Origin of the sequence: Tengunoibacter tsumagoiensis (genome assembly GCF_003967535.1) — a bacterium.
Classification (GTDB): Bacteria; Chloroflexota; Ktedonobacteria; order Ktedonobacterales; family Ktedonobacteraceae; genus Tengunoibacter; species Tengunoibacter tsumagoiensis.
Window position 1 is genome coordinate 2080538 of the sequence record NZ_BIFR01000001.1, and the last position, 24386, is coordinate 2104923.

General features: G+C 49.8%; 22 protein-coding genes. 9 read left to right on the plus strand and 13 right to left on the minus strand.

Annotated elements, in window-relative coordinates; genetic code table 11:
- Positions 1-224: 224 nt before the first annotated feature.
- Both EL628_RS08095 and EL628_RS08100 read right to left on the minus strand, forming a co-directional pair.
- On the minus strand, positions 225-1877 hold the full coding sequence (locus EL628_RS08095) for a putative manganese-dependent inorganic diphosphatase (RefSeq protein ID WP_161975341.1): 1653 nt from the start codon (positions 1875-1877) through the stop codon (positions 225-227).
- Between the two features lie 122 nt (positions 1878-1999).
- A complete protein-coding gene (locus EL628_RS08100) occupies positions 2000-3835 on the minus strand; it encodes a M28 family peptidase (protein WP_161975342.1) in 1836 nt (611 codons plus the stop codon).
- 206 nt (positions 3836-4041) lie between these two features.
- Here EL628_RS08100 and EL628_RS08105 point away from each other — a divergent pair, with 206 nt between their 5' ends.
- On the plus strand, positions 4042-5568 hold the full coding sequence (locus EL628_RS08105; protein WP_126579450.1) for a WD40 domain-containing protein: 1527 nt from the start codon (positions 4042-4044) through the stop codon (positions 5566-5568).
- Between the two features lie 55 nt (positions 5569-5623).
- Here EL628_RS08105 and EL628_RS08110 read toward each other — a convergent pair whose 3' ends face one another.
- Positions 5624-6739, minus strand: coding sequence for a polyprenyl synthetase family protein (locus EL628_RS08110; RefSeq protein ID WP_161975343.1), 1116 nt, complete (start codon positions 6737-6739; stop codon positions 5624-5626).
- An 88-nt stretch (positions 6740-6827) separates the two neighbouring features.
- Positions 6828-7322, minus strand: coding sequence for a hypothetical protein (locus EL628_RS29740; protein ID WP_161975344.1), 495 nt, complete (start codon positions 7320-7322; stop codon positions 6828-6830).
- Between the two features lie 191 nt (positions 7323-7513).
- Here EL628_RS29740 and folP point away from each other — a divergent pair, with 191 nt between their 5' ends.
- A complete protein-coding gene (gene folP, locus EL628_RS08115; RefSeq protein WP_126579452.1) occupies positions 7514-8392 on the plus strand; it encodes a dihydropteroate synthase in 879 nt (292 codons plus the stop codon).
- Between the two features lie 66 nt (positions 8393-8458).
- Positions 8459-9880, plus strand: a complete 1422-nt coding sequence (locus EL628_RS08120; protein ID WP_126579453.1) for a bifunctional folylpolyglutamate synthase/dihydrofolate synthase — start codon at positions 8459-8461, stop codon at positions 9878-9880.
- 76 nt (positions 9881-9956) lie between these two features.
- Here the strand turns inward: EL628_RS08120 and EL628_RS08125 are convergent, their stop codons facing one another.
- Positions 9957-11534, minus strand: coding sequence for an asparagine synthase-related protein (locus tag EL628_RS08125; protein ID WP_126579454.1), 1578 nt, complete (start codon positions 11532-11534; stop codon positions 9957-9959).
- A 368-nt stretch (positions 11535-11902) separates the two neighbouring features.
- Here EL628_RS08125 and EL628_RS08130 point away from each other — a divergent pair, with 368 nt between their 5' ends.
- Complete coding sequence (locus EL628_RS08130) at positions 11903-12904, plus strand: C39 family peptidase (RefSeq protein ID WP_126579455.1); 1002 nt, start codon at positions 11903-11905, stop codon at positions 12902-12904.
- A gap of 74 nt (positions 12905-12978) precedes the next feature.
- On the opposite strand, the gene EL628_RS08135 is transcribed toward EL628_RS08130, so the two are convergent.
- The 4 genes from EL628_RS08135 to EL628_RS08150 all read right to left on the minus strand — a co-directional run bounded on the left by EL628_RS08135 (position 12979) and on the right by EL628_RS08150 (position 16531).
- Entirely contained in the window at positions 12979-13821 is an 843-nt protein-coding gene (locus EL628_RS08135; protein ID WP_126579456.1) for a PIG-L deacetylase family protein, read from the minus strand.
- A gap of 59 nt (positions 13822-13880) precedes the next feature.
- The gene (locus EL628_RS08140; protein ID WP_126579457.1) at positions 13881-14651 is read right to left on the minus strand and encodes a lipoyl protein ligase domain-containing protein; all 771 of its coding nucleotides are present in this window, start codon (positions 14649-14651) and stop codon (positions 13881-13883) included.
- A complete protein-coding gene (locus tag EL628_RS08145; protein ID WP_245994028.1) occupies positions 14641-15960 on the minus strand; it encodes an MFS transporter in 1320 nt (439 codons plus the stop codon). The genes EL628_RS08140 and EL628_RS08145 overlap by 11 nt, the downstream gene beginning before the upstream one ends.
- A gap of 94 nt (positions 15961-16054) precedes the next feature.
- On the minus strand, positions 16055-16531 hold the full coding sequence (locus EL628_RS08150; RefSeq protein ID WP_161975345.1) for a MerR family transcriptional regulator: 477 nt from the start codon (positions 16529-16531) through the stop codon (positions 16055-16057).
- Between the two features lie 207 nt (positions 16532-16738).
- Here EL628_RS08150 and EL628_RS08155 point away from each other — a divergent pair, with 207 nt between their 5' ends.
- From EL628_RS08155 to efp, 5 genes are all read left to right on the plus strand, one after another.
- Entirely contained in the window at positions 16739-17584 is an 846-nt protein-coding gene (locus EL628_RS08155) for a sugar nucleotide-binding protein (RefSeq protein WP_161975346.1), read from the plus strand.
- Between the two features lie 195 nt (positions 17585-17779).
- Positions 17780-18481, plus strand: coding sequence for a cation efflux transmembrane domain-containing protein (locus tag EL628_RS08160; RefSeq protein WP_126579461.1), 702 nt, complete (start codon positions 17780-17782; stop codon positions 18479-18481).
- 196 nt (positions 18482-18677) lie between these two features.
- Entirely contained in the window at positions 18678-19475 is a 798-nt protein-coding gene (locus tag EL628_RS08165; protein WP_126579462.1) for a hypothetical protein, read from the plus strand.
- A 369-nt stretch (positions 19476-19844) separates the two neighbouring features.
- On the plus strand, positions 19845-20924 hold the full coding sequence (locus tag EL628_RS08170; protein ID WP_126579463.1) for a THUMP domain-containing class I SAM-dependent methyltransferase: 1080 nt from the start codon (positions 19845-19847) through the stop codon (positions 20922-20924).
- Between the two features lie 117 nt (positions 20925-21041).
- Positions 21042-21608, plus strand: a complete 567-nt coding sequence (efp, locus tag EL628_RS08175) for an elongation factor P (protein ID WP_126579464.1) — start codon at positions 21042-21044, stop codon at positions 21606-21608.
- 89 nt (positions 21609-21697) lie between these two features.
- Here efp and EL628_RS08180 read toward each other — a convergent pair whose 3' ends face one another.
- From EL628_RS08180 to EL628_RS08195, 4 genes are all read right to left on the minus strand, one after another.
- Positions 21698-22108, minus strand: a complete 411-nt coding sequence (locus EL628_RS08180; protein WP_126581903.1) for a diacylglycerol kinase family protein — start codon at positions 22106-22108, stop codon at positions 21698-21700.
- Between the two features lie 20 nt (positions 22109-22128).
- Positions 22129-22698 (minus strand): rRNA maturation RNase YbeY, encoded by a 570-nt coding sequence (gene ybeY, locus EL628_RS08185; protein WP_126579465.1) that lies wholly within the window; start codon positions 22696-22698, stop codon positions 22129-22131.
- Positions 22699-22833: 135 nt separating this feature from the next.
- Positions 22834-23016, minus strand: coding sequence for a 30S ribosomal protein S21 (gene rpsU / locus EL628_RS08190; protein ID WP_126579466.1), 183 nt, complete (start codon positions 23014-23016; stop codon positions 22834-22836).
- Between the two features lie 199 nt (positions 23017-23215).
- Complete coding sequence (locus tag EL628_RS08195) at positions 23216-24379, minus strand: lysylphosphatidylglycerol synthase transmembrane domain-containing protein (RefSeq protein ID WP_126579467.1); 1164 nt, start codon at positions 24377-24379, stop codon at positions 23216-23218.
- Between the last annotated feature and the right edge of the window lie 7 nt (positions 24380-24386).

The following is a 24386-nucleotide window of genomic DNA, read 5'->3' on the forward strand; positions in this document are numbered from 1 at the left end:
ACCATAAAAGGAGGAATGCCCTGACCATAAAAGGAGGAATGCCCTGACCATAAAAGGAGGAATGCCCTGACCATAAAAGGAGGAATGCCCTGACCATAAGAGAAAGTGGATGACAGGGCGGAAGCTGTTTGGCTGCCTCCGCCTGTAACGTTTGAATGTTCTAAAGAGAGCAACGTTTCGTTATGACGTTCCACTCATGTTGGAGTGCATTATTGGCAAAAGGGCTAGCGGGATTTGGCGGTTTCTGCCAGGATAGACTGAATACGTGGCAGAAGGGGGACAACCTGCTTTTTACGGGAGACCAGGCCTTCTACAACGATAGCATGTCCATCAGGCTCCAGGCGAGCCCCAAATGCTTCTGCAACTGCATCTTCGCCACCGTAGATAAGGAGATGGCAGCGCATATTGATAATATCCACGATCATAAACAGGAAGGAAGCATAGCCGCGCTCGTGGGTAATGCTCTGCATCATCGAGCGCAATTCTTTACTGCGTTTCTCTATCATGCCAGGGCTGGCAGTCTCAACGGTTCCAACTGCAAATTTCAAGCTACCAGCTGTAAACTCCTTGAAATCGGACGTGATCAGTGCTTCAGCAGGTTTTTCGGCCAGATCAGCGGCAGCGGCATTAAAGATCTCTTGTCCATAGACCTCAATATCTTCGCCAGTAATTTTTGCCAGTTCAGCGGCAACGCGCTCATCGCGTGGTGTGCAGGTGGGAGAGCGAAGGATGAGTGTATCGTAAAGCAATCCTGCCAGCAGGAGGCCAGCGACATCTTTAGGAATCTCAATATCGGCCTCATGATAGAGCCCTACAATGATCGTGCCTGTACAGCCTACTGGCTCAGCGCGGAACGTAATGGGCTTGGTCGTGTGAACATCGGCAATGCGATGATGATCGAGAATCGCGAGTAGCTCAGCCTCCTCGATGCCATCGACAGCCTGAGATTGCTCATTATGGTCAACGAGGATAACACGTTTGGGACGAGCTTTAATCAGATCGGTACGCGAGATAGAGCCCATTAATTTGCCATCATTATCTACCACTGGCATAGAATGAAGACGGGCCAGAGCGGCCTGGACCTCGCTCATATGATCTTCAGGATGGCAGAAGGAGAACTCGCGGTTCATAATCTCCTGTGTCTGCATGCTGAGATTAATCAGGCGGATAGCTGTAAACGTATGATGCCCGGTGCTGATCACCATCACACCATTTTTGCGGGCCGCTGTTAATGTGCGTTCCGAGATGAGGAGATCGCCAGTAACGATCAGTGCAGCCGCACCACGTTCGATAGCTGTAAGCTGAGCCTCTTCGCGATCACCGATGATGACGAGACAGCCAGGTTCGACATAATCGGCCATTGTCTCAGATTGCATAGCAGCAACGAGTACGCGCTCGCCCAGGGCCCGGCGACCTTCAACGAGGACCCGCCCCTTCAGGACACGTACGATATTGTCGCGATGCAGAGGAATACGATTGACAGATTGAGGATCGAGATCCATAAAGAAAAGTTTGGCAAAGTCATCGTGGGCAATCATGCCGTGAACGCGATTATCGATATCGATGACAGGCATAGATCCACGATCATGCTCTTGTAAGAGTTGACCGGCCTCTAATAATGGTTGATCTAGATAGGCAGAAATAACTCCCCGGCGCATAACATCTCGAACTTGTAGATAGACATCTTCGAGGGCTTCAGGGGCTTCAACGCTGTAGCGCTCCAGGACAAACTGCACTTCTGGCTTTAATTCGCCATGGCGGGCTGGAATGGCGCTCTCTTCGCCTTGTAGTTGCAACAGTCGTGCATAGGCGTAGGCGGACGCGACAGAATCCATATCGGAATTCTTGTGTCCCAGTACATAAATAGGTCGTGCCATAATTGCGATCTCCGGTTCCAGGTACTGAAGGTAAGCCAGAGATATTTCTCTCTGGCTTTTGCCTTCGTTCTGTTTGTTTTCTATCTCTATGGTATCAAGTGGGCACATCCAGGAAGGCCCGACTATTTTGCCTTTACTCGCCTCTTGCGCCAGGCGAGTGCCCCTACTCCGATTAGCCCTAACACAATCACCGCAGTTAGCGCGACCAGCAGAGGTAGCGTTGGTATCATAGAGTCTTTTTGGGCTGCTGGCAAGTGTGAATGTGTTACAGTCTGCTGTGAATCTGGCTCCGCGAAGACGGCATCGGTTAACGTATCATCGGGGGATGGAAGCGTGACAATAGGATTTGCCCGTGGCTTGCCACTCGATCGATAGTTTGCATACATATTATCATATGTTTGGCTTTGTGTCGTGATGGAGATTGTTTTACTTGTATGGGCCGCTCCTTCGGGCGTTGTTGCCTGTACTGTAATAGTATATGTTCCAGTCTGTGTATAAGTATGGGTGACCTCTGCACCGGTCGCTTTTGTGCCATCGCCAAAGTCCCAACTAAAAGAAGGCGTTGCCGCAGTGTTACCAGGAACAAAGGCTGCATGAGCATTCAGATTAAGCGCTTGATTGACCTGAGTCTGCCCAATATCGCTCATACTGATTAATGGCGTCCCCTGTGGAATAGTTGCACTTTGTACCTGCCCTAGAATATCTGGTTGATGAAGCATCCAGGTAGTCAGCATTCCTGGGAGGCCAAGCGCAAGGAGAAGCGCATTCGATTTTTTGCTGCTGCCATCAGCGAAGGTGTTCATGAGTTCGATTGTGTCGCCAGGCTGGTCATAGGGATAAGAGGCGGTCGGGGCATTCTTATCATAGTAAGTGCTATTGCCTGCAAACGTCGCACTGGGAATTCCTGCCTGAGTGAACGGGACCTGATCGCTAGAGCCGAGTGTGTCGTCCTCGACAATCAGTTTGTTGGCCTGTTCTGGCGTGAAAATCTGTTGCTTGACGTCTTTATGCTGCGTTGTGTCGTGATAGGTTAATTGAGCATAACCAAGAGCGCGGAATTGTTGGAAGACTGGGAGAATAGCCTGCTTCATCAGATCATGGAAATGAGTCATATTTGTTTTTTGCTGAGCGGTTAGTGCACTCTGTTGGGGATAGATATCTGTATTTGTCGTGGGTGAGATATCAAGATACAGTGGTAACTGATCATTTTTTAGTTGCCCGAGATAGCGGAGAGGATAAGCGATTCCACTCTGCTCCTCATTAAACATAGCTACAATATTGCTGAGATCACCATTGACGGTCGTATTGACATAATTATATGAGCCGTAGAGTCCCTGCTCTTCGCAGTCAAAAATGACAAAGCGTAAAGTGCGTGCAGGATAGACGTGATGAGTCTGCCAATAGCTATTCAAGGCTTTCGCTACACCTAGCTCAATTGCGCACCCACTGGCATCATCATTGGCTGATTGGGTAGAGAACGCCATGCCATCATAATGGCAGCCAATGACGACGACCTGCTCGGGGTGGCTGGCACCAGGAATGGTCACCTCTTCATTAAATGCCTGTGTGGCAGGAGAACGATTTATCCAGCCTTGAATTGGAAATGCCTCTTTCCTCGTCTGCGCTCCAAAATCTTTCAGTTGAGTCATCATCTCTTGAGCCCAGTAGGCTGCAAACTCATCATGACCGTTCTGTTCGGGAGGCAGATTAGTATCATAGCCCGCCTCACGCTTGAGGAAATGAGTCGCCATATAAGATAACTGATCATAGATATACTGCGGGTCAACGGCAGGAAAATCCTCAAGTTGTGTTTGCATATGTTGGGAAGAACGTATCGGTAATGCATTGTGTAAAGGTCTGGCACTACTGGCACTACTATGAGGAAGATTTAGGGCAGTAAGGTTGATGCTAATAGCCAATAAAAGGATAACACATAGTTGAGTTAGCCTGGATCGCATGGTAAAGCTCCTTGCTCTCAATGCCATAATTATCTAACTATCATATCATAGGTTATTCATTTGTATAGATCTGTTTCAATTACCCCATCAGGAAAGAAAACCTCACATTTATGGGAACGACATAGCCAATATTGTCTATTTTTATGATACTATCTCATTTATTATGATACACTCTGCTTAATAAATGGTCTGAAAGGGGTAAATGCATGCAAAAGCTCGAAATTTATATACAAGGTGTTCATGAGGGGATGGAGTTTCCCGTCGAGGTTGCCGCAGATGTGCCGATTAAGGCCCTGATTCCAGCTTTTGTGAAGATGTTGAGTTTGCCTGCTACAGATCTTTTTGGGAAAGGGCTTTTCTATGTTCTGCAAAGGGCTGAGAACAGAGAAATTTTAGCAGAAGAGCTAACGTTGCTGGAATGTGCTGTTCGACGAGGTGATAGGGTTGTGCTAGAGGTTATTCATGAGCCTGTTCCTGAGCTGGTAGGGGCCATTGTCGAGTCAGAACGTCCAGTTCGTTCACGTTTTCTCTCAGCGGATGTTGATCTGCATTCTTCAGTGACAATTGCCGATAGCGAGGGTTGGCAAGTGCTCTCTTCTGGGGTAGCTGAGAGTCAGCCCCAGACTGGCAGGGGCAAGGTGGGCCGGAGGGCTGTTCTATTTGGAGCAGTCGCAATCCTTGGTCTTAGTGGTGCAGGGGCCAGTTATGCAGCCGCTCGCCTTCTGGCACAGAATGGTGGAAATCCTGTACGTATGCCATTTCAGGTTGGTGCCGTAGCGAATAAACCTGGGGTCACCCCACCTCAGGCTCAAGTCAAATTGCCAACGAGCGCCAGCGTGCTCTTAACTTTTGCTCAGCATCAGCAGACGGTCCAGAAGGTGGCCTGGTCACCTGGAGGGGCCTCTCTCCTGAGTGGAGGAGATGATCGGCAAGCTTTGATCTGGGATCTGCAAGGAAAGGTGCAGCAGTCAGTCAAACATCCTGCTGCAATCACCAGCCTGGCCTGGTCGCCGAATGGACAGAGCTTTGTCACCGCAGCCAATACGCAGGTAACCTTTTTTGATACGCAGAAGGGAACGCCGCTGGCTCGTCCAGTAACAGCTCATCAGCAGACGATTACCTCACTGAGTTGGACGGGACAGAATCAGATGCAGGTCGTATCGGCTGGACGTGATAAGCGAGCTGTGATCTGGAATAGTCGGACATACCGACCACAGGCAACATATACGCAACACACTGCGGCAATTGATGGAGCTAGCTGGTCAGCGGATGGTCAGACAGTAGCGACAGCGTCACAGGGAGGTTTTGTGCGGATCTGGAACGCCCAGAACTTACAGGATCTTCATGGCTATTATCAAGATGGGCAACAGCCATTGCAAGCGGTGGCATTTGCTCCGGTGGGAGCGATTCTTGCGGTAGGTGGAGATGATGGCGTTGTGAGAATCTGGAACGCATTGACCTGTGGCAATGGAGGTCCACGGTGTATGGATATGCCGCAGCATCTGCGTGTGGCTCAAAACACCATTCGTTCCCTGGCCTGGTCACCGGATGGGCGATTTTTAGCGATAGGCTCAAATGACGGTCAGTTTGCACTCTGGCAGATAGGTCAGGGTCAGATGGCTCTCTTTACATTGAAGCTGCCAGCACCAGTAGTAAGTATTGCGTGGTCGCCCATGGGAAAACAGTTTGCGACAGCAGTGGGCAAAACAGTCATGCTCTGGCAGCTTCAATAAGATCCGTACACAAGCACAACGAGCGTCCGGGTACGGATCTCTATGGGAGTAAGCGTTAGCTGGCAATATCCTCTGTAAATTGGATCAGAATCTCCATATCATTGAGAGCACGACGAGAGAGAGGGCTGGTATGATGAGGTACACGTGAAAGCGCCTCATGAGCGAGCTGACAGTGGTGGCGTAGAAACTGGTGGCAGTAGGCCTGTGTTCCCGTGTGCTCAAAAATTGTCATCACCTCGGCAACTTGTTCTGGCGTCAGAGCACTCTTCTGCCCATATATTGCCTGTAGGCGACGTTGATCCTCAGGGGAGGCATGTTCAAGCGCATGGAGAATAGGAAGACTTTTCTTGCGCCTGTACACATCACCGGCGGATGTCTTACCGAGTTCAGCTTCAGTTGCCCAGATACCCAGGATATCATCACGAACCTGGAAGGCCACACCAATGGCATCTCCAAAGGTGCGTAGGAGGCGTATGGTCTCCTCATCTTGAGTCCCCAGAAGAGCCCCCATCTCGACCGCGCACCCCATCAGAGCGGCAGTCTTGCGGCTGATCATATCGATATACATTGAGACTGAGATATCCTGACGTTCCTCAAAGCTAATATCTAGATACTGACCCTCAGCAACCACCAGGACTGTACGATCCAGAATAGTAGCCAGGCGGGCGGCAATATCGCCAGAGACCCTATGTTCTAGCACCTTCCAGAGTGCCAGGCGAGAGAGAGCATACATTCCATCGCCACTATTAATGGACTGAGGAACCCCCCAGATCGTCCACAACGTTGGACGATGGCGGCGCTCAATATCTCCATCCTCTATATCATCATGAATCAATGTGAAGTTATGGGTGAGTTCAACTGCGACGGCAGCGGGGAGGGCTCGGTGTAGATAGGTTGAGTCAGGCGAGAGCTCATTAGCCGACCCCCATGCACCAGCGGCTTCATAAGCGAGAAGCACAAGCGTTGGGCGGAGTAATTTTCCTGGATTGCTCTGTGTTGGTTTGAGATCAGCATCGAGCCAGCCGAGATGATACTGCATCTGCCCATAATAAGCCGCCAGAGCAGGCAACTGTGCAGAAGAGACTGTCTCCTGGAATAGTGTGCGTAAAGCCGTATCAATCGTCTGTTGATGGCGCACCAGGGTCGTTTGGATTGTTGATGATGAAACCATGAATTCAGCGATGTGAGATAGTATAGCGCGTGGTCCGCTATTCTCCTCGCCCCCCTTTCTCTCCTTGAATGTATATTGAATGTATAGATTAGTGGTGAAAGTAAAAGAACGCCCCCGCAGCAACAGTGCCAATGCCCACAATAATACGTGTGAGTCCTTTGATGCCTCCCACCCGATAGAGAGGCGAGCAGAGATCACAGTAGCGGTGAATGTACTGATAGCGGTGACCACGGAGTCCTTCACGTTCGATAACGACATCCTCGACCTTGCGCTGTGTATGGAGATCATCGCAGACATAGCGCCCGCAGCCCTTACACTTTGCCTGGTCAACGTAATGAGAAGTTTTTGAAATCGACCACTGATCGGGATACGCCTGGGTGCCACAGACATAACACACCTGAGTCTGAGCAATCTTCATCTGTTTCTCAGCGCAGGGTGAATGTTGATTTTTGGGAAAGTGTTCTTGACAGAGCACTTGATGGCAATCGGGGCAACGCCCAAGTGCCTCTTCGCTGCATTCATGGCAGCGGCGCGTCGAGTTCACATTCCGTGTGTAGCTCTTCTTTTCAGGAGTATCTTGCATAAGTTCTCAATCCCTTGTCGTTTTCTAGAGGTCAGCTAGTTGGCAGACCTCAGCACTTTAATGATGCTCAACATCGTACCTTTAGGTAGTATATCAAATAGTCTTCCGATTTGATATCGCATAAGGTAAAAAGATATGATGAGGGAGTACTTTCCCCCGTGGAAAGGATCACTCAGAAGAGGATAATTGCCATGTCTCTATCTACATCGACCAGTTGGGGTACTCATCATCTTGTATGGGGAGAGCGTACTTATGTAATGGGAATTGTCAATGTGACGCCTGATTCATTCTCTGGCGATGGCATCTCAATCCCAGATCTGACAGAGGTCGAACTTGTACAACGTGCTGTTCGGCAAGCGAAAGCTTTTGTCGCTGAGGGAGCGACCTTTATTGATGTGGGAGGAGAGTCCACACGTCCTCATGCCCCGGCTGTCTCGGTCCAACAGGAGTTAGACCGTGTGCTACCTGTCATACAGGCCTTGCAGCAGCAATTGCCACCCGAGATTATTCTTTCAATTGATACCTATAAAGCTGAGGTAGCCGACCAGGCTCTGGTGGCTGGAGCGAGCCTGATCAACGATATCTGGTCGCTACGCTATGACCCGCAGATGGTCGAGGTGGCCCGCCACCATGCTGTTCCCGTTGTATTGATGGCCAATATGCGTGGTTTTGCCAGACGTGATATTGTCAGCGATCTATTGCGTTTTCTCTCGCAGAGTATCGAGCAGGCTCTGGCGGCAGGCATTCCCTGGGACCATCTTATCGTTGATCCTGGCATTGGGTTTGGGACAACGCCCGAAGAGGATCTCATTATCCAGCGCCGATTGGGTGAGCTACGCGCCCTGGGACGTCCTGTGCTACTGGGGACCTCTCGCAAATCTCATATTGGTCGCATCCTGGGCGGATTGCCAGCCTCGGAGCGCCTGGAAGGAACGGCGGCCACCGTGGCGCTGGGGATTGCGCAGGGGGCTGATATCGTGCGTGTTCATGATGTCAAAGCGATGATGCGCGTGGTAAAAATGAGTGATGCGATTGTTCGAGGCACGTTTGAGCTGTCTGTCAATCCGTGATCTGGAATCTGGAATGTAGGATCTGAAATATAGGATCTGGAATCTGTTACAAAGGGGAAGCCTGATTTGAAGTATCAAGAAGCCCTGGCATATATTTATAGTTTTACCGATTATGAGCGTGGTGGGAAGTTCGTCCAGCGATTGGGCGAAGATCTTCAGCTAGAGAAGATGCTGATGAAGCAGCTAGGAGATCCTCAGAACGATTATAGCAGCACCTTAATTGCAGGAACCAAAGGAAAGGGCTCTACAGCTGCATTAATTGAAAGTGTCCTACGTCACGCAGGTATAAGAACCGGTCTGTATACCCAGCCTGATCTGCATACGTTTCGGGAACGTTCTCAGGTGTCAGGTCGGCTTATTCGCGAGCAAGAGGTGGCAGATCTGGTCCCTGAGATTCAACAGGCCGTTGAGTCAATTCAAGCTAGCGGTGATTTTGGCCCCTTCATCACCTATCATATTGGCACAGCGCTGGCCTTTCTGTATTTTTCACGCCAGCGAATTCAGCATGCCGTGTTGGAGGTAGGGCTAGGTGGACGGCTCGATGCCACGAACATTGTTCATCCGCTGGTCTCGGTTATTACCTCGATTAGTTATGATCATATGAGCATTCTGGGCAATACTTTGCGTCAGATAGCAACCGAGAAAGCGGGAATTATCAGACCCAATGGCCTCGTTGTCACTTCTGCGCAAGCGCCAGAGGCTCTGCTGGCGATTGAGGCAGTTGCGCACGAACGTCATGCCAGAGTAGTGCGCGTGGGATCAGCTCATGGTGATCCTGCACAGTCAGAGGTTGATCAGGGACTACTTCACCCCTTGAGCTACCGCTATGCTGCTCATACGCAGGATCAGCAGCGGCAGCATTTTACTATCTGGACTCCTGATAGAATATATGAGAACCTGGAGCTTTCTCTGCTCGGCGAACATCAGTTAGAGAATGCAACCGCAGCTCTCGCCACATTAGAGCAATTGCGCATGCAAGGAATCCAATGGAACGAGCCAGACCTCCGGCAGGGTTTTCGAGAGGTGCAATGGCCCGCTCGCCTGGAGATTGTGGCCCAGAATCCTCCAATTGTTGTGGACGGCGCACACAATGCAGACTCGTTGACAAAGCTTGTGAGCTCGTTACGGCAGATCTTCCCCGGTCGCAGGCTGATAATGGTGATAGGGATGAATAAAGACAAAGATGTGTCAGGGAATATTCGGGCCCTGGCCTCAGTCGATGCTATAGTGCTGACACGGATGAACAATGCGCGATCGATGAGTGTGGAGGAGCTAAGAGCCTTCTGTCTGGAGCATATTCCATCTATCCCCCTCTATCAGGCCGAATTAAGCCATCAGGCACTGGATCTGGCACGTCAGCTTGCTCATGCTGATAACGACCTGATCTGCGCCACTGGTTCGCTCTATCTGGCTGGCGAGGCCCTGCGCTGGGCTGCCGATCATGGGAGTGTGCGAGCGGCTTCAGAGATTGAGAGAGCAAACCAGTAATGAGAGGGGTAATCGTTTCCAGGACTATTTTCTGATACAGAGATTGGTTATCTCATAATAGCATTACAGTTCAGATCTAGAGGCCCTGTGCACCAAAGAGATGAGCTAAGAGCTGAGTAGTGAAGATAAAGTAGAGAGGGGAAGAGAACTCCATGCCTATCGATCCTTGTAGCAGTTGCTGTACGCTCTTTGTATCAAATAGCCCCGTCTTCTGCAATGACGTCTCGGAGAGCATCTCATGAAGAAGGTCTGGTGTCGCAAGATTGGAGACAATACTGGGGACAGCCAGAGTAAAATCCTCCACCAGAGTATCTTGCTCGAAAGCGAATGAGCGAAGAAATCCTTTTAATAGATCGGACTTGTGAGCTCCATCACCTGATGTATCGGGCAAACAGGCCAATAATGGAAGCACCTGCTGAGTTAGAAAAGGGGAACGGAGAACCATCTGCTCTTCAGTCGCTAGCTTTTGTGCTGGGTGAACGAGTCCATCGGGCAGGCGTAGATGCAGATCGAGATAGGTAAAGCCCTGCTGGCGATCAGTGAATTGGACGGCTCGCCGCTCTAGCTTGCGGGCGTGAAGCGTCTCTTCCCATGGTTGTGCTGTCCGAAGATGTGCGAGCGCCTCTGGCGACCAGATCTGTGGCATAGAAGACTGATCATTGACAAAATGTTGATAGTTTTGCCAGAGATGCACAGGTTCTCGATCCATCGGTCCACTGAGGTGTTGAAATGGTTGTCCAAAGAGCGTGCGAGCGCCCAGGCCACTGATTGCAATGCGAGCCCCTGCCTCCACAGCAACCGTGTGAAGGAGCTGATGCAGAGCTAATGAATGGGTCGATAGCGCGGGGGACTCCAGAGCAGCGATAGTGGCAAGCCAGAAGGAGAGATCGTGGTCTGGCGTAATCGCAAGAAACTCTTCAGCACCTCGTTGAGCAACCTGTTCAGCGCGTAGCCACTGTCGATCAGATGACGAAGGTTCGCCTAAGGTGGCGATAGTCAAAGCATCCTGTCCCTGTTGGAGAGCCCAGAGAGCCGCAAGACTACTGGCCTCACCGCCACTTACCAGGGCAGCACTTCTGGTCGAGGGCGATAGATATGAGCGCCAGGCCTTCTGTAAGGCCAACTGGAGCTGATCCTGTGGCTGGTGAAGCTCCTCAGAAGGATAATCGAGCGCCTGATTGAGCACTGTTTTGGCTCGTTGCCAGCGTAGGATCGAGCCAGCAGGAACAATCTGAATATCCTGAAAGGCAGTCCAGGGAGCAGGGATAAAGCCATATCGCTGGAGAGCTTCAAGCGCCTTTACATGAAGACGGCGCGGAACTCCAATGTTTAAGAGCGCCTGAATCTCGCTGGCAAACAGGAGATTGCCGGTAGCAGGCCAATCTTCGATAAAGTAGAGAGCGTGGCTGCCAGAGAGAGGCCGCCGATAGACCAGCGTGCGACGCTCCGGAACCCAATCGAGCGCAGGAGGTTCATGTGCCTCAGAGAGAGCATAGGCGGAATCCGAGAACGTAATAAGCCCCATTCCTGGTTGAATAAGGCGCGTCGCCTCTCCACCGTGGCGAGCCAGCACCGTCCCCATGGCCTGTATTGTCTGCTCAATAATCTCGTTTGGAACCTGTTCACCTGTTAGCCAGCCAGCAAGTATTGGCATAATCTTATCCTATTCACAGAGCCAGAGGCGCTTACCATACAGATACTATTACCATCCTTCATAGTATAGCAAAAAATATGGGTTTTCAAAGAAAAGATCAGTTAAAATGAGGATATGCATCCATAAAAATACGGAAATTAGGACAAATTTTCGTATTTTTTGCCAAAAAGGTCCTCTTTTTGGGGAAAAAACATTGAAGTTATAGGAATAACATGGTATATTTTCATACAGATACGTTTTATCCAAAAAATATTGCTCCTCGGTAGATAAGGTGGCGAGGCGGGTGGAAGTTAAACCAGGGGAAATTAGCATCATTGAATCTAAATTTCTATCCATCTATGAGATAGAGATTTAATTAGGAGTATTGAATGTTCATTCTTCTGCTTGTGCTCTTCGTGATCGCCGTAATAATTACGGTTGCAGGTTTTTTTCTTTCCCCCAAGCAGAATCAACTCGAGGAACCAGAGACGATCTCTTATTCCTCTCCCATACGTAAGGATTATGCCCGGCGCACATCGCGTACATCTGCGTATACTCAGCAAAGCTACGTAAAATATAATGCCCTTCAGCCGCGTCGATCTGGACCATTTGTTCGTCCAAAGCAGAGATGGCAGCTCAATAGCTCATTTGTGAGCCTTTTTAATGTAAGAAGCATCTGGGAGCCACGTGCTGGCCAGCCAACGCCCTGGGGTGGAATCCTTGTCGTCCTGGTGGCATTGTTTTGTATTGGCCTGATCTCGATGCGGGCCTTTTTGCCCAATAGTGGTCTGCTGGTCTCTGCGGCCTGGAATCCACCGCCTGATGTTCCAACTGTTGTGCCAACGGCTGTGCCAACCTTGACCGTTGGACAAGAGCTAGCTGCTCACACTTCTGGAGCTTCTAAGGCGCTTATTCGTTTGCCACAAATGGACCCGGCCCAGTACAATTCCAACGATGAATTTGATACCTGGGGGATGTCTGCCTGTTCTGCAGCTTCAATGACCGAGGTCATCAACGCATATGGTCATGATTATCGTGTCACAGATATTCTGAAAGTCGAGTCTCAGATTGGAGAGATCACTCCTGAGCTTGGGCTTCTCCGTCCCACAGGCATTGACCATACAGTAGCTCAGTTTGGTTTTAAAACCTTGACCCCGCCACAGCATGATCTCAATGGAATCATTGACATTGCCAATCAAGGGCATCCGGTGATTGTAAGCTTCCCACCGCAGCTCTGGTCGGGTGGCCACCTGCTGGTTGTGCGAGGTGGAAACGATAGCAGCGTCTATCTGGCCGATTCGTCAAAATTAAACATGACCGTGATGGCTCGTGATAAGTTTTTGAGTTATTGGGGTGGTTTTGCCGTCGTGCCAGTTCCAAAAGATATGTAACCAACATTCTCAAAAATCAGCAATAAGAAGGCGCTGTTTTCCGCGTGGGAAACAGCGCCTTCTTAATTGGGCCACTAGGCCTCTTCTTCTACGGTAGGATCAGCGATGGTTGGATCGGGGGGAACATGCAGCTTGATGCGGCGGAAAGCCTCAGCGTACTGGAGATCCAGTCCTTTGGCCTTGTTGCCCTCTTTCGCGACCCATGCAGCCCGCTCTTTCAGGCGCTCAATCATTTTCTGATTATCATCGGGATTAAATTGTGACAGATGCTCTTGCAGCCCTTTCCCTTTGATCTCGATGGTCTCAGTGACGTCAATATACGTATTCGCCTGACCAGTTCCATAGAGATACACCTCATTCACGCGATAGGGCTGGAGACCCTCTTCGAGGAGAAGATCGCGGAACGAGCGTGGATTGCCAGCAAAAGGGAAAATAGCATCCAGCACAATATTGCCAGTTGCCCGGTGATCGGGATGGTTGAGATAGCCAGTCCCTGTAGGATTCTCATCTGGATCAGGAGCCATGATATGCTGAGTGGGATCATGAGTAAAGACAACGCGCGGACGATACTGGCGGATCAAGCGTACAACGGCTTTGCGCGTCTCTTCCGTATTGGTTAAATGACCATCGGGGAAGCGAAGAAACTCCACTTTCTCAACGCCAAGCACTTTGCTTGCATTCGTCTGCTCGCGTTCGCGTAGCAGCATCAGCTCTTTGTCATCCTGAGTTGGGACCTCGCCCCCCTCAGTTCCATCGGTCATGACCACCCAGACAATCTTCTTCCCCTGTCGGGCCCACAGAGCTGTAGTAGCGCCTGTACCAAAGTCATTGTCATCAGGATGAGCACCAATGACCATAGCCTCATAATCGTGTGTCGTAAGCATCTCTACGGCACCTGGTAACGTTCGATCTCCCATTATATAGAACCAAAACCTTTCGCATGTTTTTTAAGATGTATCGTAGTCTGATCGTGCTTTTAGCAATGACGATGATCGGTCGCAATCAGACGTTCAGTCAGTGCCTGTTCAAAAGCGATGATAAGTTTGTCAATGTGTATAACACGACCAACCAGGGATTCTAATCCCACCGCTCGCTCCAATAGTCCACTCTGTAGCAGGTGTTGTTCTTGCTGATCGTGTCCAAGGATTTGAGCAAGCTGATCTGTCTCCCAGCGAAGGAGTACGCCCGCTTGTAGAAGCGTGCCAGCCTTCCGGCGAATCATATCTAAGCCTACCACTTTTTGCTGCCCAGCTACCACCTCATAGGGTGAGATGGAGCCATAGCAAGCTCGTTGCATTAAAAGCTCGTAAGCGCTTGTGGCAGGATCTTTTCGGCGTGCCCGTTGGGCATGAGCCTCCGCTGGCGTTACGGTACGTGTCTCCACTCCAAGCAGGCGAAGAGCGGCTACCCAGGTCTCGCCAAACCAGCGATAGGACTCGACAATATCTGCCAGCACAAAGGGATGGTCGGCAGGTAGTACAACATCCAGACTTAAGAGCGTTGGACCGACCAGAACCGCCGTCCCACCTGCGCGGCGATGGTAGATAGGAAAGTGGGAGGCACTCTCGGGATTCACGATACTGGACTTCTGCGAGAAGCCCAGGACCAGACCAGCACGGTCGGCCATAGACCAGTAGAGAATCGGCGGATCACCCGCTGTAACCTGTTGTAAGAACGCTTCGCTACGAGCAATATGCTGTTGCTGATCAGCCACGGTCAAAGGATAGATGCACCAATTAGTTATCACGATGGGTAAACTCTTTAAAACTCTTTTCTGCTGGCTTCTTGTAGAGCCAGGCAGTTATTGCGGCCAGCAGGCTGAGCACTGCACCAATTCCTAGCGCAACGGATGCACCCCATGTAGAGGCGGCGAGACCAGTGAGAAGATTGCCAATCGGATTGGTGCCTGCAAAGACGAGCAGGTAGATGCCCATGATTCTACCACGAAGATGATGTGGCGTCACTGTTTGTAGAGTTGTATTTGCCATTGCACTAAACAGAATCTGTGTAAAGCCAACGGCAGCAATCAGCAAGAGCGAGAAGACATAGAGATGCGAGAAAGCAAAGAGCAGTTCGAAGACGCTGAAAAAGAGCCCACCCAGTATAATCTGTCGAATACTCGGTTGTGTATGATTCCAGGCCATCCAGAGAGCCGAGAGCAGCGAGCCGATGCCAAAGGCTGAGGAGATAAAGCCAAAGCCCTGGGGCCCAACGTTCAGGACCGTATCGGCAAACAGGGGCAGAACGACATTAAAGTTGATGCCAAACAGCGAGACCAGCCCCACCGTCATAATGATCAGAAAGATCGAAGGGGTCTGGCGTGTATAGCTTAAGCCTTCAGTCAGACTCTTAAAGGTCCCGCCTGATTTGTCATTCTCCTGGACGCGCCTCGTTGGAGCATGCAGTTTAGTCAGATCAATCATTGCCAGACCAATAATGACAGGAATAAAGCTCAAGGCATTGAAGAGAAAGAGAGGTGCCTCACCAACCCAGGCGATAATCAGACCAGCGAGGCCAGGTCCTACAATACGAGCCAGATTAAAGATAGACGAATTCAGCGCCACTGCATTGGAAAGATCCTCTCGCCCTACCATCTCCACCACAAAAGACTGGCGCGTTGGCATATCCAATGAGTTTGTTGTGCCCAATAGAAGTGCCAGTACGAGCACCTCCCAGAGCTGAATGGTCTGTGTAAAGACCAGTAGCCAGAGCACCGTGGCGATCAGAGCGGCCACAGCCTGTGTTGCGAGTAATACCTTTCGTTTCGGTAGACGATCTGCCAGTACGCCGCCAAAGAGGCTAAAAATTAGAATAGGGAGAAATTGAAGTGCTCCAACGATTCCGAGCCACCATGCGCTATGTGTCAATTGCAGCACCAGCCAGGACTGCCCAGTCGTCTGCATCCATGTGCCAATTAAAGAGATGAGCTGTCCACTCCAGAAGAGGCGAAAATTACGATGATGGAGGGCCGAAAAGGTGCTACTTAAGCCTCGAGTGGCCTGCACAACTGTTTGTTCAGCCTCTCCTACAGTTGAAGGATGTTTCATTGTATCCATTGGTGATCCCATCTAGTGATTATGGCTGGAAGCGAGATATGCTATCCATTGAAGTGATAATGAAGAGATAGAAGATATGTTGAATATTTGTGTATTACAGAGGAGTATTGTTTAACTCTTCTTTACGTCTCTGATGTTTTTCCAGGCGTGCCTGTAACTCTGTTTGCATCTGTGTCAGGCCAGAGATCTTCTGCTCGATCAGAGCAATCTGCTTTTGAATCAGCTCATCGGCTCGATCGAGTTGAGCAATTTTTGCCTGAGCATTCGTCTCTTGCTGAAAGGCGGCTTTAATCTGATTGCGTTCATCATCGGCCTCCAGGATCTCGCGAATCTCAGTCAACGTAAAGCCAAGGAGATCGCGCAGGGCTTTGATGCGTTCGATACGTATAATCTCAGCCTCTGTATAGCGACGATAGTTGCCTTCAGTCCGATCGGTAGGCAGGAGTAGCTCCATCTCCTCATAGTAGCGCAGTGTTCGCTTCGTAAGGCCCGTTCGATTGGCAACTTGCTCGATAGTATAGTACAGAACTGGTTCAGGTGTTGTCGGCGGATCCTGATCGGTTGTGGGCATTGTTGTGTGCCTCCTCATTGGCCAGGTAAGAGAGTCTGTGGGAACAGCTATACTATACAACACATTGACGTTAACGTCAATGTTAACGATGCGAGTTTGCAACCTAGTTGCTAATGGATCTGTGGTATTTTCCCTAAAAAGTTGCTCATGTTCCCAAAAATGTGATACGCTCCCCTCATACTCAAGCGAATGAGAGGGCCAAAAGAGATGAAACCGAAGCAGCGCGTTCTCCTTCTTGGTTCGGCGGGATACCTTGGGAGAACACTCACGGCGTATCTGCAATCACGAGGAGATGTGGTTCCTACCCATCGAAGCCAGGCTCGTTTTGCTGGCTCGTACCACTACAACTTTTGGACAGATGATATTTCCTCTCTCGTGAAGCATCAGCAGATTGATACAGTCATCATAGCAGCCAGTATGGCCTATGAAGCCACTCATCCGTCCAGTGAACGTACTCTTTTCGAGCAACAAGGAGAGCGACTCGTTCGTGGCTGCCAGCAGTGTCGGGTCATCTACATTTCTAGTGATGGAATATTCGACGGAAAGAGGGGCCTCTACAAAGAAAGCGATATTCCTACCCCAATAACCCTCTATGGTCAGAATCTTCAATATCTTGAGGAAAGAGTTCAGAGTCTTTGCTCAAATTACTGCATCATCCGGCCCAGTTATCTCTATGGATATTCACTCTCGCAGCTTGACGCTCGTCTCTCTCTCGTACAAGAGCGACTGCTTGCAGGGGAGCGGCTTTCCTTCTTTACGGACATGATCAAAAGCCCGATGGAAGTCAATCAAGTTGCCGCAGCCATCACCAGCCTCACATACTCGGAGTACATTGGGCTTGTTCACGTTGCAGGTGAAGCCATGAGTGTGTACGACTTCCACCGAGAAGCTATGAGCAGTTTGGGGATTGCTTCAGAACACCTTAGCGCAGTACAGATGCCTACAGATTTTGCGCACCCCAAAGACACGTCGTTAGACATCAGCCTCATGAAACAATTGACAAAGATCGAGCCGCTTCCTGTCCGCTTAGCTCTCCAGAGGGAGGGCAGATGATAGATATGCGACCTCCAGGCGTTTCAAAGCGTGGTGGCTCAAAAATGCATCCATTTTTCCTTGAAAATTTGCTATAATCCTCTCATACTTACAATTGTGCTCGGACAAACAGATGTCGTCTGTTCAATAGAGCTCTCTGGTGGCAAGAACATGGTTGACTAGCAGCCAGACGTGTTCTGGCAAGGATAACATCGTATGACACGAGATCTTCCGGTCCTGGGCTCTGCGCTGATAGCGCAGCCCGCAACAACACGAAAAAGGGATGTTCGACAGGGAATCTGGATCGAGTCAGTCACCATTGTGTGGATGGTGATCGAGGCAAGTGTTGCTATCAGCGTTGGCTTTGCCACACGGAGTGTGTCGCTGCAAGGCTTTGGCATTGATAGTATCGTCGAACTGATTGCAGGGGGCATCTTGCTCTGGCGATTGCTTATTGAACAGCAAGGTGGCTCGGTCGAACGAATTGAGCAGGCAGAAAAGCGAGCCTCCTGGGTGACGGCTTTTAGCCTCTTTGCCCTTGCTGTCTATATTGTTGGTGACAGTGCCTGGAGCTTCTTTACGCATACGAGACCAGAAGCATCCTGGTGGGGAGTAGGTCTTGCTATCGCGGCTGCTCTCATCATGCCACTGTTATGGCAAGGCAAGCTTCGGATTGCCAGACGAATAGGGAGTGCAGCTCTGAAAGCGGATGCAGCCTGTAGTGTGACCTGTGCTTATATGTCTCTGACCTTACTTGCGGGCCTCTTGCTCAATCGTTTCTTTGGCTGGTGGTGGGCTGATCCGCTGGCGGCTCTTGGATTGGTCTACTTTCTGATCCAGGAAGGTCGTGAAGCATTGCATGAGGCACAAACTGGTGAGACCTGTCATTGTGGTCATGAAGAGTGCCATAACGACTGAGCAGGCATGAGAGATGTCTCATGTGCCCTTATACCAGTTTATTCGCCGCCTGGTTGTTGATGGTACCACAGCGGAAGAACTTTTACCAGACGTATTTCGCCGAAGAATGTGGTAAGATGAGGGAAGTATTCTCAAAAATATTGTCTAGACCCTTTTGAGCATACACAAATGTTCTTTTAGGCAAGGATCTATTGCTATGCATGATACACTATCCGCTTTAGTTGAACGCGCTTTGATTGATAACTATCGTCCGTTGGAATTTTATCTTCGTGAACATAGCCGTTTGCCAGGACCACGTGCTAATCTAGAGCTGATGAATGATGTAAGCCATCTTCTGGCTGCTGCCATCCCTAAATATCCCGATGGGGTGCGCTCTTTAATCAATTATTTTGCGAATGGTGAGCGGAAGGTTGTGGTGAGCAATACACCTGGTGAGTTTGTCATGTTGTGTGGTGTAGTGGCTTACGGAGCCTGTGCCGCCGTCCAGCCGGAGTGGCGCGTTGAGACATTTCAATTGCTCTCTCATTATTCCTGTAGCCCTTACTGGCGCGTTCGTGAGTGTGTGGCAACAGCTTATCAACATCTGGTACAAGCAGATCTACAGGGGACTGGTGTAGAGCTCACGAAGCTTGCAGAAAGTGAGAAGTATCTCCAGCAACGTGCTGCGGTTGCGACTTTATCCGAGCCGCGCCTCCTGTTTGATGCAGATAGTCTGAAGCTTGCGTTAGAACTTCATCGCATTGTGCTTGAAAAGGTACATCAAGTTCCCTCAGAAGACAGGAAGAACGAAGATTTTCGGGTCTTGCGTCGTGGATTAGGCTATACCATCAGTGTTGTGACCGCCGCTGCTCCAGATGAGGGGTTCACCCTGATGCGCCAGTGGGCAACCTGGAATGATCCAGATATTGTCTGGATTTTGCGGGAGAACTTAAAAAAGAAGCGACTTGCAAAATTTATTGAGAATACTGAAGATATTTTTAAACTGCTTGCTTGAAGAATGATTCCTTTGTCTTGTACAGGGCATCTTCATTCGTGTGAATGAGGATGCCCTGAATTTGCATCTAAGGTCCCTTGCGGATACATCTATCTTATGGTACTATTGCATGCGCTGTTAAAGGCACGAATTGGAAGACTGAAGATGAGCAGCAGACCTCGCCAAAGGGAGTTGAACGTGATACACTAAGGCTGATTTTGCTTGCCATCTGCTGGCTATCTTGTAGTCATGGATGGAAGACCTTAATCTGTGAGTCAGTTTGTGTCATCTGTAGCTTCCTCTTTGAGTTCTCTCCTCCCTGAGTAAATGAGGTTGTGAGGGCTTACTCCTGTTCACCAGATGAAGTAGAAATTTGAAATAGAAATTTGAATGTCGCAGCTATTCTATTGTATGACGATGCCAGGTCTGGAGACGCTGGCATTTAGTGAGATTCGAGAGCATCTGCCGGATGCCGAACAGGTTAAATTTGCGCGTGGTATAGCAGTATTTAAAACCGCGCATTCTCCGGCTGCCCTGCTTGAATTGCGCACTGTCGAGGATGTCTTTGCCAGTGCGGTGCATATACCGCATATGCGACGGGACCCAGACGGCCTGCGGGTACTTCATAGCGCCACCATGCATACCGATCTTACCCCGGCTATTACCAGTTGGAGGCGAGCTCATCATGGACGGCAGCCACGAACGTGGCGTGTGGTAAGCCAGATGGTTGGCTCCTATGATTTTCGTCGTAATGATGCAGGACTTTCATTAGCCAATGCTCTGAAGCGTGTTCTACCACGAGGCATGCGCCAGGTGGACGATGATGCGGATATGGAGATCTGGCTCTGGCTTGGCAATAATGATGTGCTCATTGGAGTTCGGCTTAGCGATGCAACTATGCGTCATCGTTCATATAAGAGAGAACATCTACCAGCATCATTGCGTCCAACTGTTGCAGCCGCTATGAACTGGTTGGCGCGCCCGACAGCCCAGGATGTTGTGCTTGATCCGTTGTGTGGAGCTGGAACCATTCTTGTTGAACGCGGCCTGATGGCTCCCTTTGATCGCTTGATAGGGGGCGATATTCGGGATGAAGCTGTGGCTATGGCGCGTCGGAACGCCCGCTCGGCTGATGTGGGAGTGAGCTGGCGTGTGTGGGATGCACAAGAGCTCCCGCTAGAGCCGGCCAGCGTGACCCGCATTATCACCAATCTCCCATTTGGAAAGCAGCTTGGTTCCCATCAGAGCAATATTGATCTCTATAGCGCATTGATCAAAGAATTCGAGCGTGTCTTGACCCCGGATGGGCTGCTTGTGGCGCTAACCAGCGAAGATCGGCTCTGGAGCACGCTCTTACAGAAGCATGGTTGGCGTCTTCTTAAAAAAGTAGTCTTAGTTGTGCTTGGTCAACCTGCGAGCATTTTTGTTGCAGAGCGAGCTGACCAGGTCGTAGAAACTGCATCCAGATAACCTCCAGGCGCTCGAAGGAGTGTGCTGACTCCTTTTGTTCTATAAATAGACAAGAGGAGAGTGAAGAGCAATGATATTTGTAGCAATGCAACTGTATGTATGAGAGGAGTTACTCCCTTGGCTAATGCAACAACCGCCGATTTTCGTAACGGCATGGTCATTCGTTATAACAACGATCTGTGGACGATTACTGAGTTCCACCACGTCAGTCCTGGTAACTGGCGCGCATTTGTGCGTACACGCCTGAAGAATCTGAAGAATGGTCGTGTGATCGAGCAGCGCTTCCGCGCCGGTGAAGATGTCGATGAGGTTCGCGTAGAGCATCAGACCTGGCAATTTCTGTATGTCGATGGTGACGATTATGTGTTTATGAATACAGAGACCTATGATCAGCAGCCAATCGCTAAAGAGATGCTAGGCGACACAATCAAGTTTTTAAAAGAGCAGGATGAAGTCGTCATGCTGGTCGATAATGAGAACATTATTGCCGTTGAACTGCCCAATTTCCTGGAATTGAAAGTTGAGAGTGCAGAACCAGGCGTTCGTGGCGATACAGCCAACAACGTTACCAAGCCAGCAACTCTAGAGACTGGTGCAGTCATTAACGTTCCATTGTTCGTCAACCCGGGCGACCGCGTCCGCATCGATACACGTACAGGCCAGTACGTTGAGCGCGTAAAATAGCTTTAACCTTGTATTGGATCTGGAAAAACCGACTCCAACTGCTCCCCTGGAAAGGTAGGGGCAGTTGGAGTCGGTTTTTCACTCTTTTACTAAAAAAGGGCAAGCAAGTGTGGAAGAAAGATAAAGAGGCCGATAATAACAGAAAGAATAGCATTGACCAGAACAGCTCCAGCAGCCACATCCTTCGCAATTTTAGCTAGAGGATGATAGGTTGGGGATGCGAGATCGACGCAGACCTCCAGGACGGTATTAATCATCTCAGTAATAAAAACGCCTGTAATAGCGATAAAGATCAGTGCAAATTCGATGGCCGAGATATGAAGATAGATGCCTGCACCAACTGCCACGATGGCTGCCAGCACATGGACGCGCATATTCCGCTGTGTTCGTACGGTGTACCAGAAGCCACTAAAAGCATAACTAAATCCAGCAATAAATTTCCGCCATTCGCTTTTTTGTTCGTGCTGTGGTAGGGGCTCGAACGAGGATGGGGGAAGCATTGGCGTGTTGCTCATACGTTTTATGCCTTATACCCACATGCTTGAAGAACAGCGTTTTGTTTCTGGACCATTGTTTCATAGCCCACCTCAGTCTGATCATCGTAGCCGACAAGATGAAGGACACCATGAGAGAGCAGATAGAGCAACTCGGTTAAAGCATCATGTCCATTCTCACCTGCCTGCTGCACAATACGGGGCCAGGAGATCACAATATCGCCAAGGTTCGTCACCATTCCTGGTGGATTCACAAAAGCTGGATTATCAATTTCTATTTCTGCCTCACCTTCCACATTCTCTTGCGGTTGCCAGAGCTGATCCGCAGGAGCCTCAGCGAGAGGGGACTCTAGAAGTGGGAAAGAAAGGACATCTGTGGCTTTATCTTGTTCTCGATATTGTTTGTTCATCTCACGAATTCCTGCATCATCAGTAATCATGAGCGTGAGCATAACTTCTTTTGTAATGCCAGCGCTTTCCAGGCTACGCAGAACAATTGCATCTAGATCGACGGCAGACAACTGTTGTTCAATGAGCGCGCTCTGCTGCTCATCTTCAATCGTAATATAGAGCTCAATAAGCGGATGCTCTTGCATAATGCTACTCTCCTGCACTGCTAGAAATTTTCAAGCATACCCTGGATGGGGGGCCCACAAAATATGAGAGAGCACTTCTGCCATGTATGGCTTAAAGTACTCCCTACGTTTGCGCGAAGAACCGGTTAAAGAGGATTAGACTCTCCGCGCGGTTTTACGCCGTTTTGCCGCTTCTTTTCTTTTGCGTTTCATGCTGGGCTTTTCGTAATGTTCACGACGGCGGGCCTCTGCAAGGACACCATCCTGTTGAATCTTACGATTGAAGCGTTTTAAAGCTGTCTCAAATGATTCATTGTCGTTGATCTTGACTTCCGACACTAGAATCCCCCCCTCTCATGGCCAAGTTTTCGAGGTAGGTAAAATGCTTCGTCATGTAACATCATACATACTTCGTGGACCTGCGCAAAAATTATAGTGTAGCTCTCCCATCGTGTCAAGATCTTTCTCTGCTCTGAAGCGTTTCCCAAATCTCCTTATCAGTAGGAATAAACGGTTGTAAAAAGAAGCCAGGGGACGTTCAACTGGCCCGCCGACGGGCCTTTTTGCCAAAAGCCAACAGAAAGACGATAAAGCCAAAGACGAGAATACTAAAGAATGTAATCACACGATCCAGAAGGATGGCGGCGGCGGCACGATTGACCGCATCCGATCCCTGCGTAAACAGAGCCAGCATCGCCACCATTCCACCCTCAACCAGGCCCAGGCCCCCACCAGTTGCCGGAATAGCGGTGAGTAATGCTTCACCAAGGCCAATAAAGATTGAGGCCGACAGAATATGGAGCAGATCGCCAGGAAGCAGATGGAGTGCTAAGGCAATAAAGAAGAAACGAAGCGCTTCACAGCCCCAGACCCCTAACGTGAGGAGGCTCAAAAGTGGAATGCGACGGAAAGAACCTAGCGTTCCCTCTTGAAAATGATAGTATTGCTCGCGAAAACGCTGGGGAAGGAATTGTGCGATATATTCGCGACCTAGCCGAAGAAGAAAGAGCCCTCCAATCCCGGCCACAACGGCCCCAAGTAGAATCTCCAATCCAATTCGAAGCTGAGAAGGGAGATTCTGGCGCAGACTCACAAGAAGCGCAGGGATGAACAGTAAAAGGAGAACAATCAGATCAAGTAGGCGTTCAGCTAGCACTGTCCCAAAGCTACGTGTTGTTGAGACTTTAATCTCCTGCCGAAGTAAGTAAGCTCGATAAAGATCGCCTAATTTTGCAGGAACCACAGTATTCGCAAAGAAAGAGATATAGATCATCTCAACAAGCTTTGGTACGCGAGGCAAGTTGATGCCATTGGCAGGTGTAAAGCCAACATTTTCCAGGAGCAGCCGCCAGCGAATGGCTCGAAGACCGAAGGAGAGGTAATAGATGACAAAGGCGGCACAGAAAAATGCAATATTGGCACTACTGAGAGCCGCCAGTGTTTTTTGAGGATTGATATCTGTTTTACGAGCCAGGAAGACAAGAGCAATGACCACAATAACTAATGGAAGTAACGTCCGCCAGTTCAGGAGTTTTTTACGCAAGGAGAGTTGTTCGGGCGAGATCTCTGGCATTGATGCAGCAGCACCGCGTGCATCGTCAGAGGGAGAGGCGGGAGGCAGGCTTCGTTTTTTTTGCCGCTTGCTTCGCCCCTCGATGGTTATCGGCTTTTCAAACTGGACCTCATCATTGTTGTGCAGCACAACATCC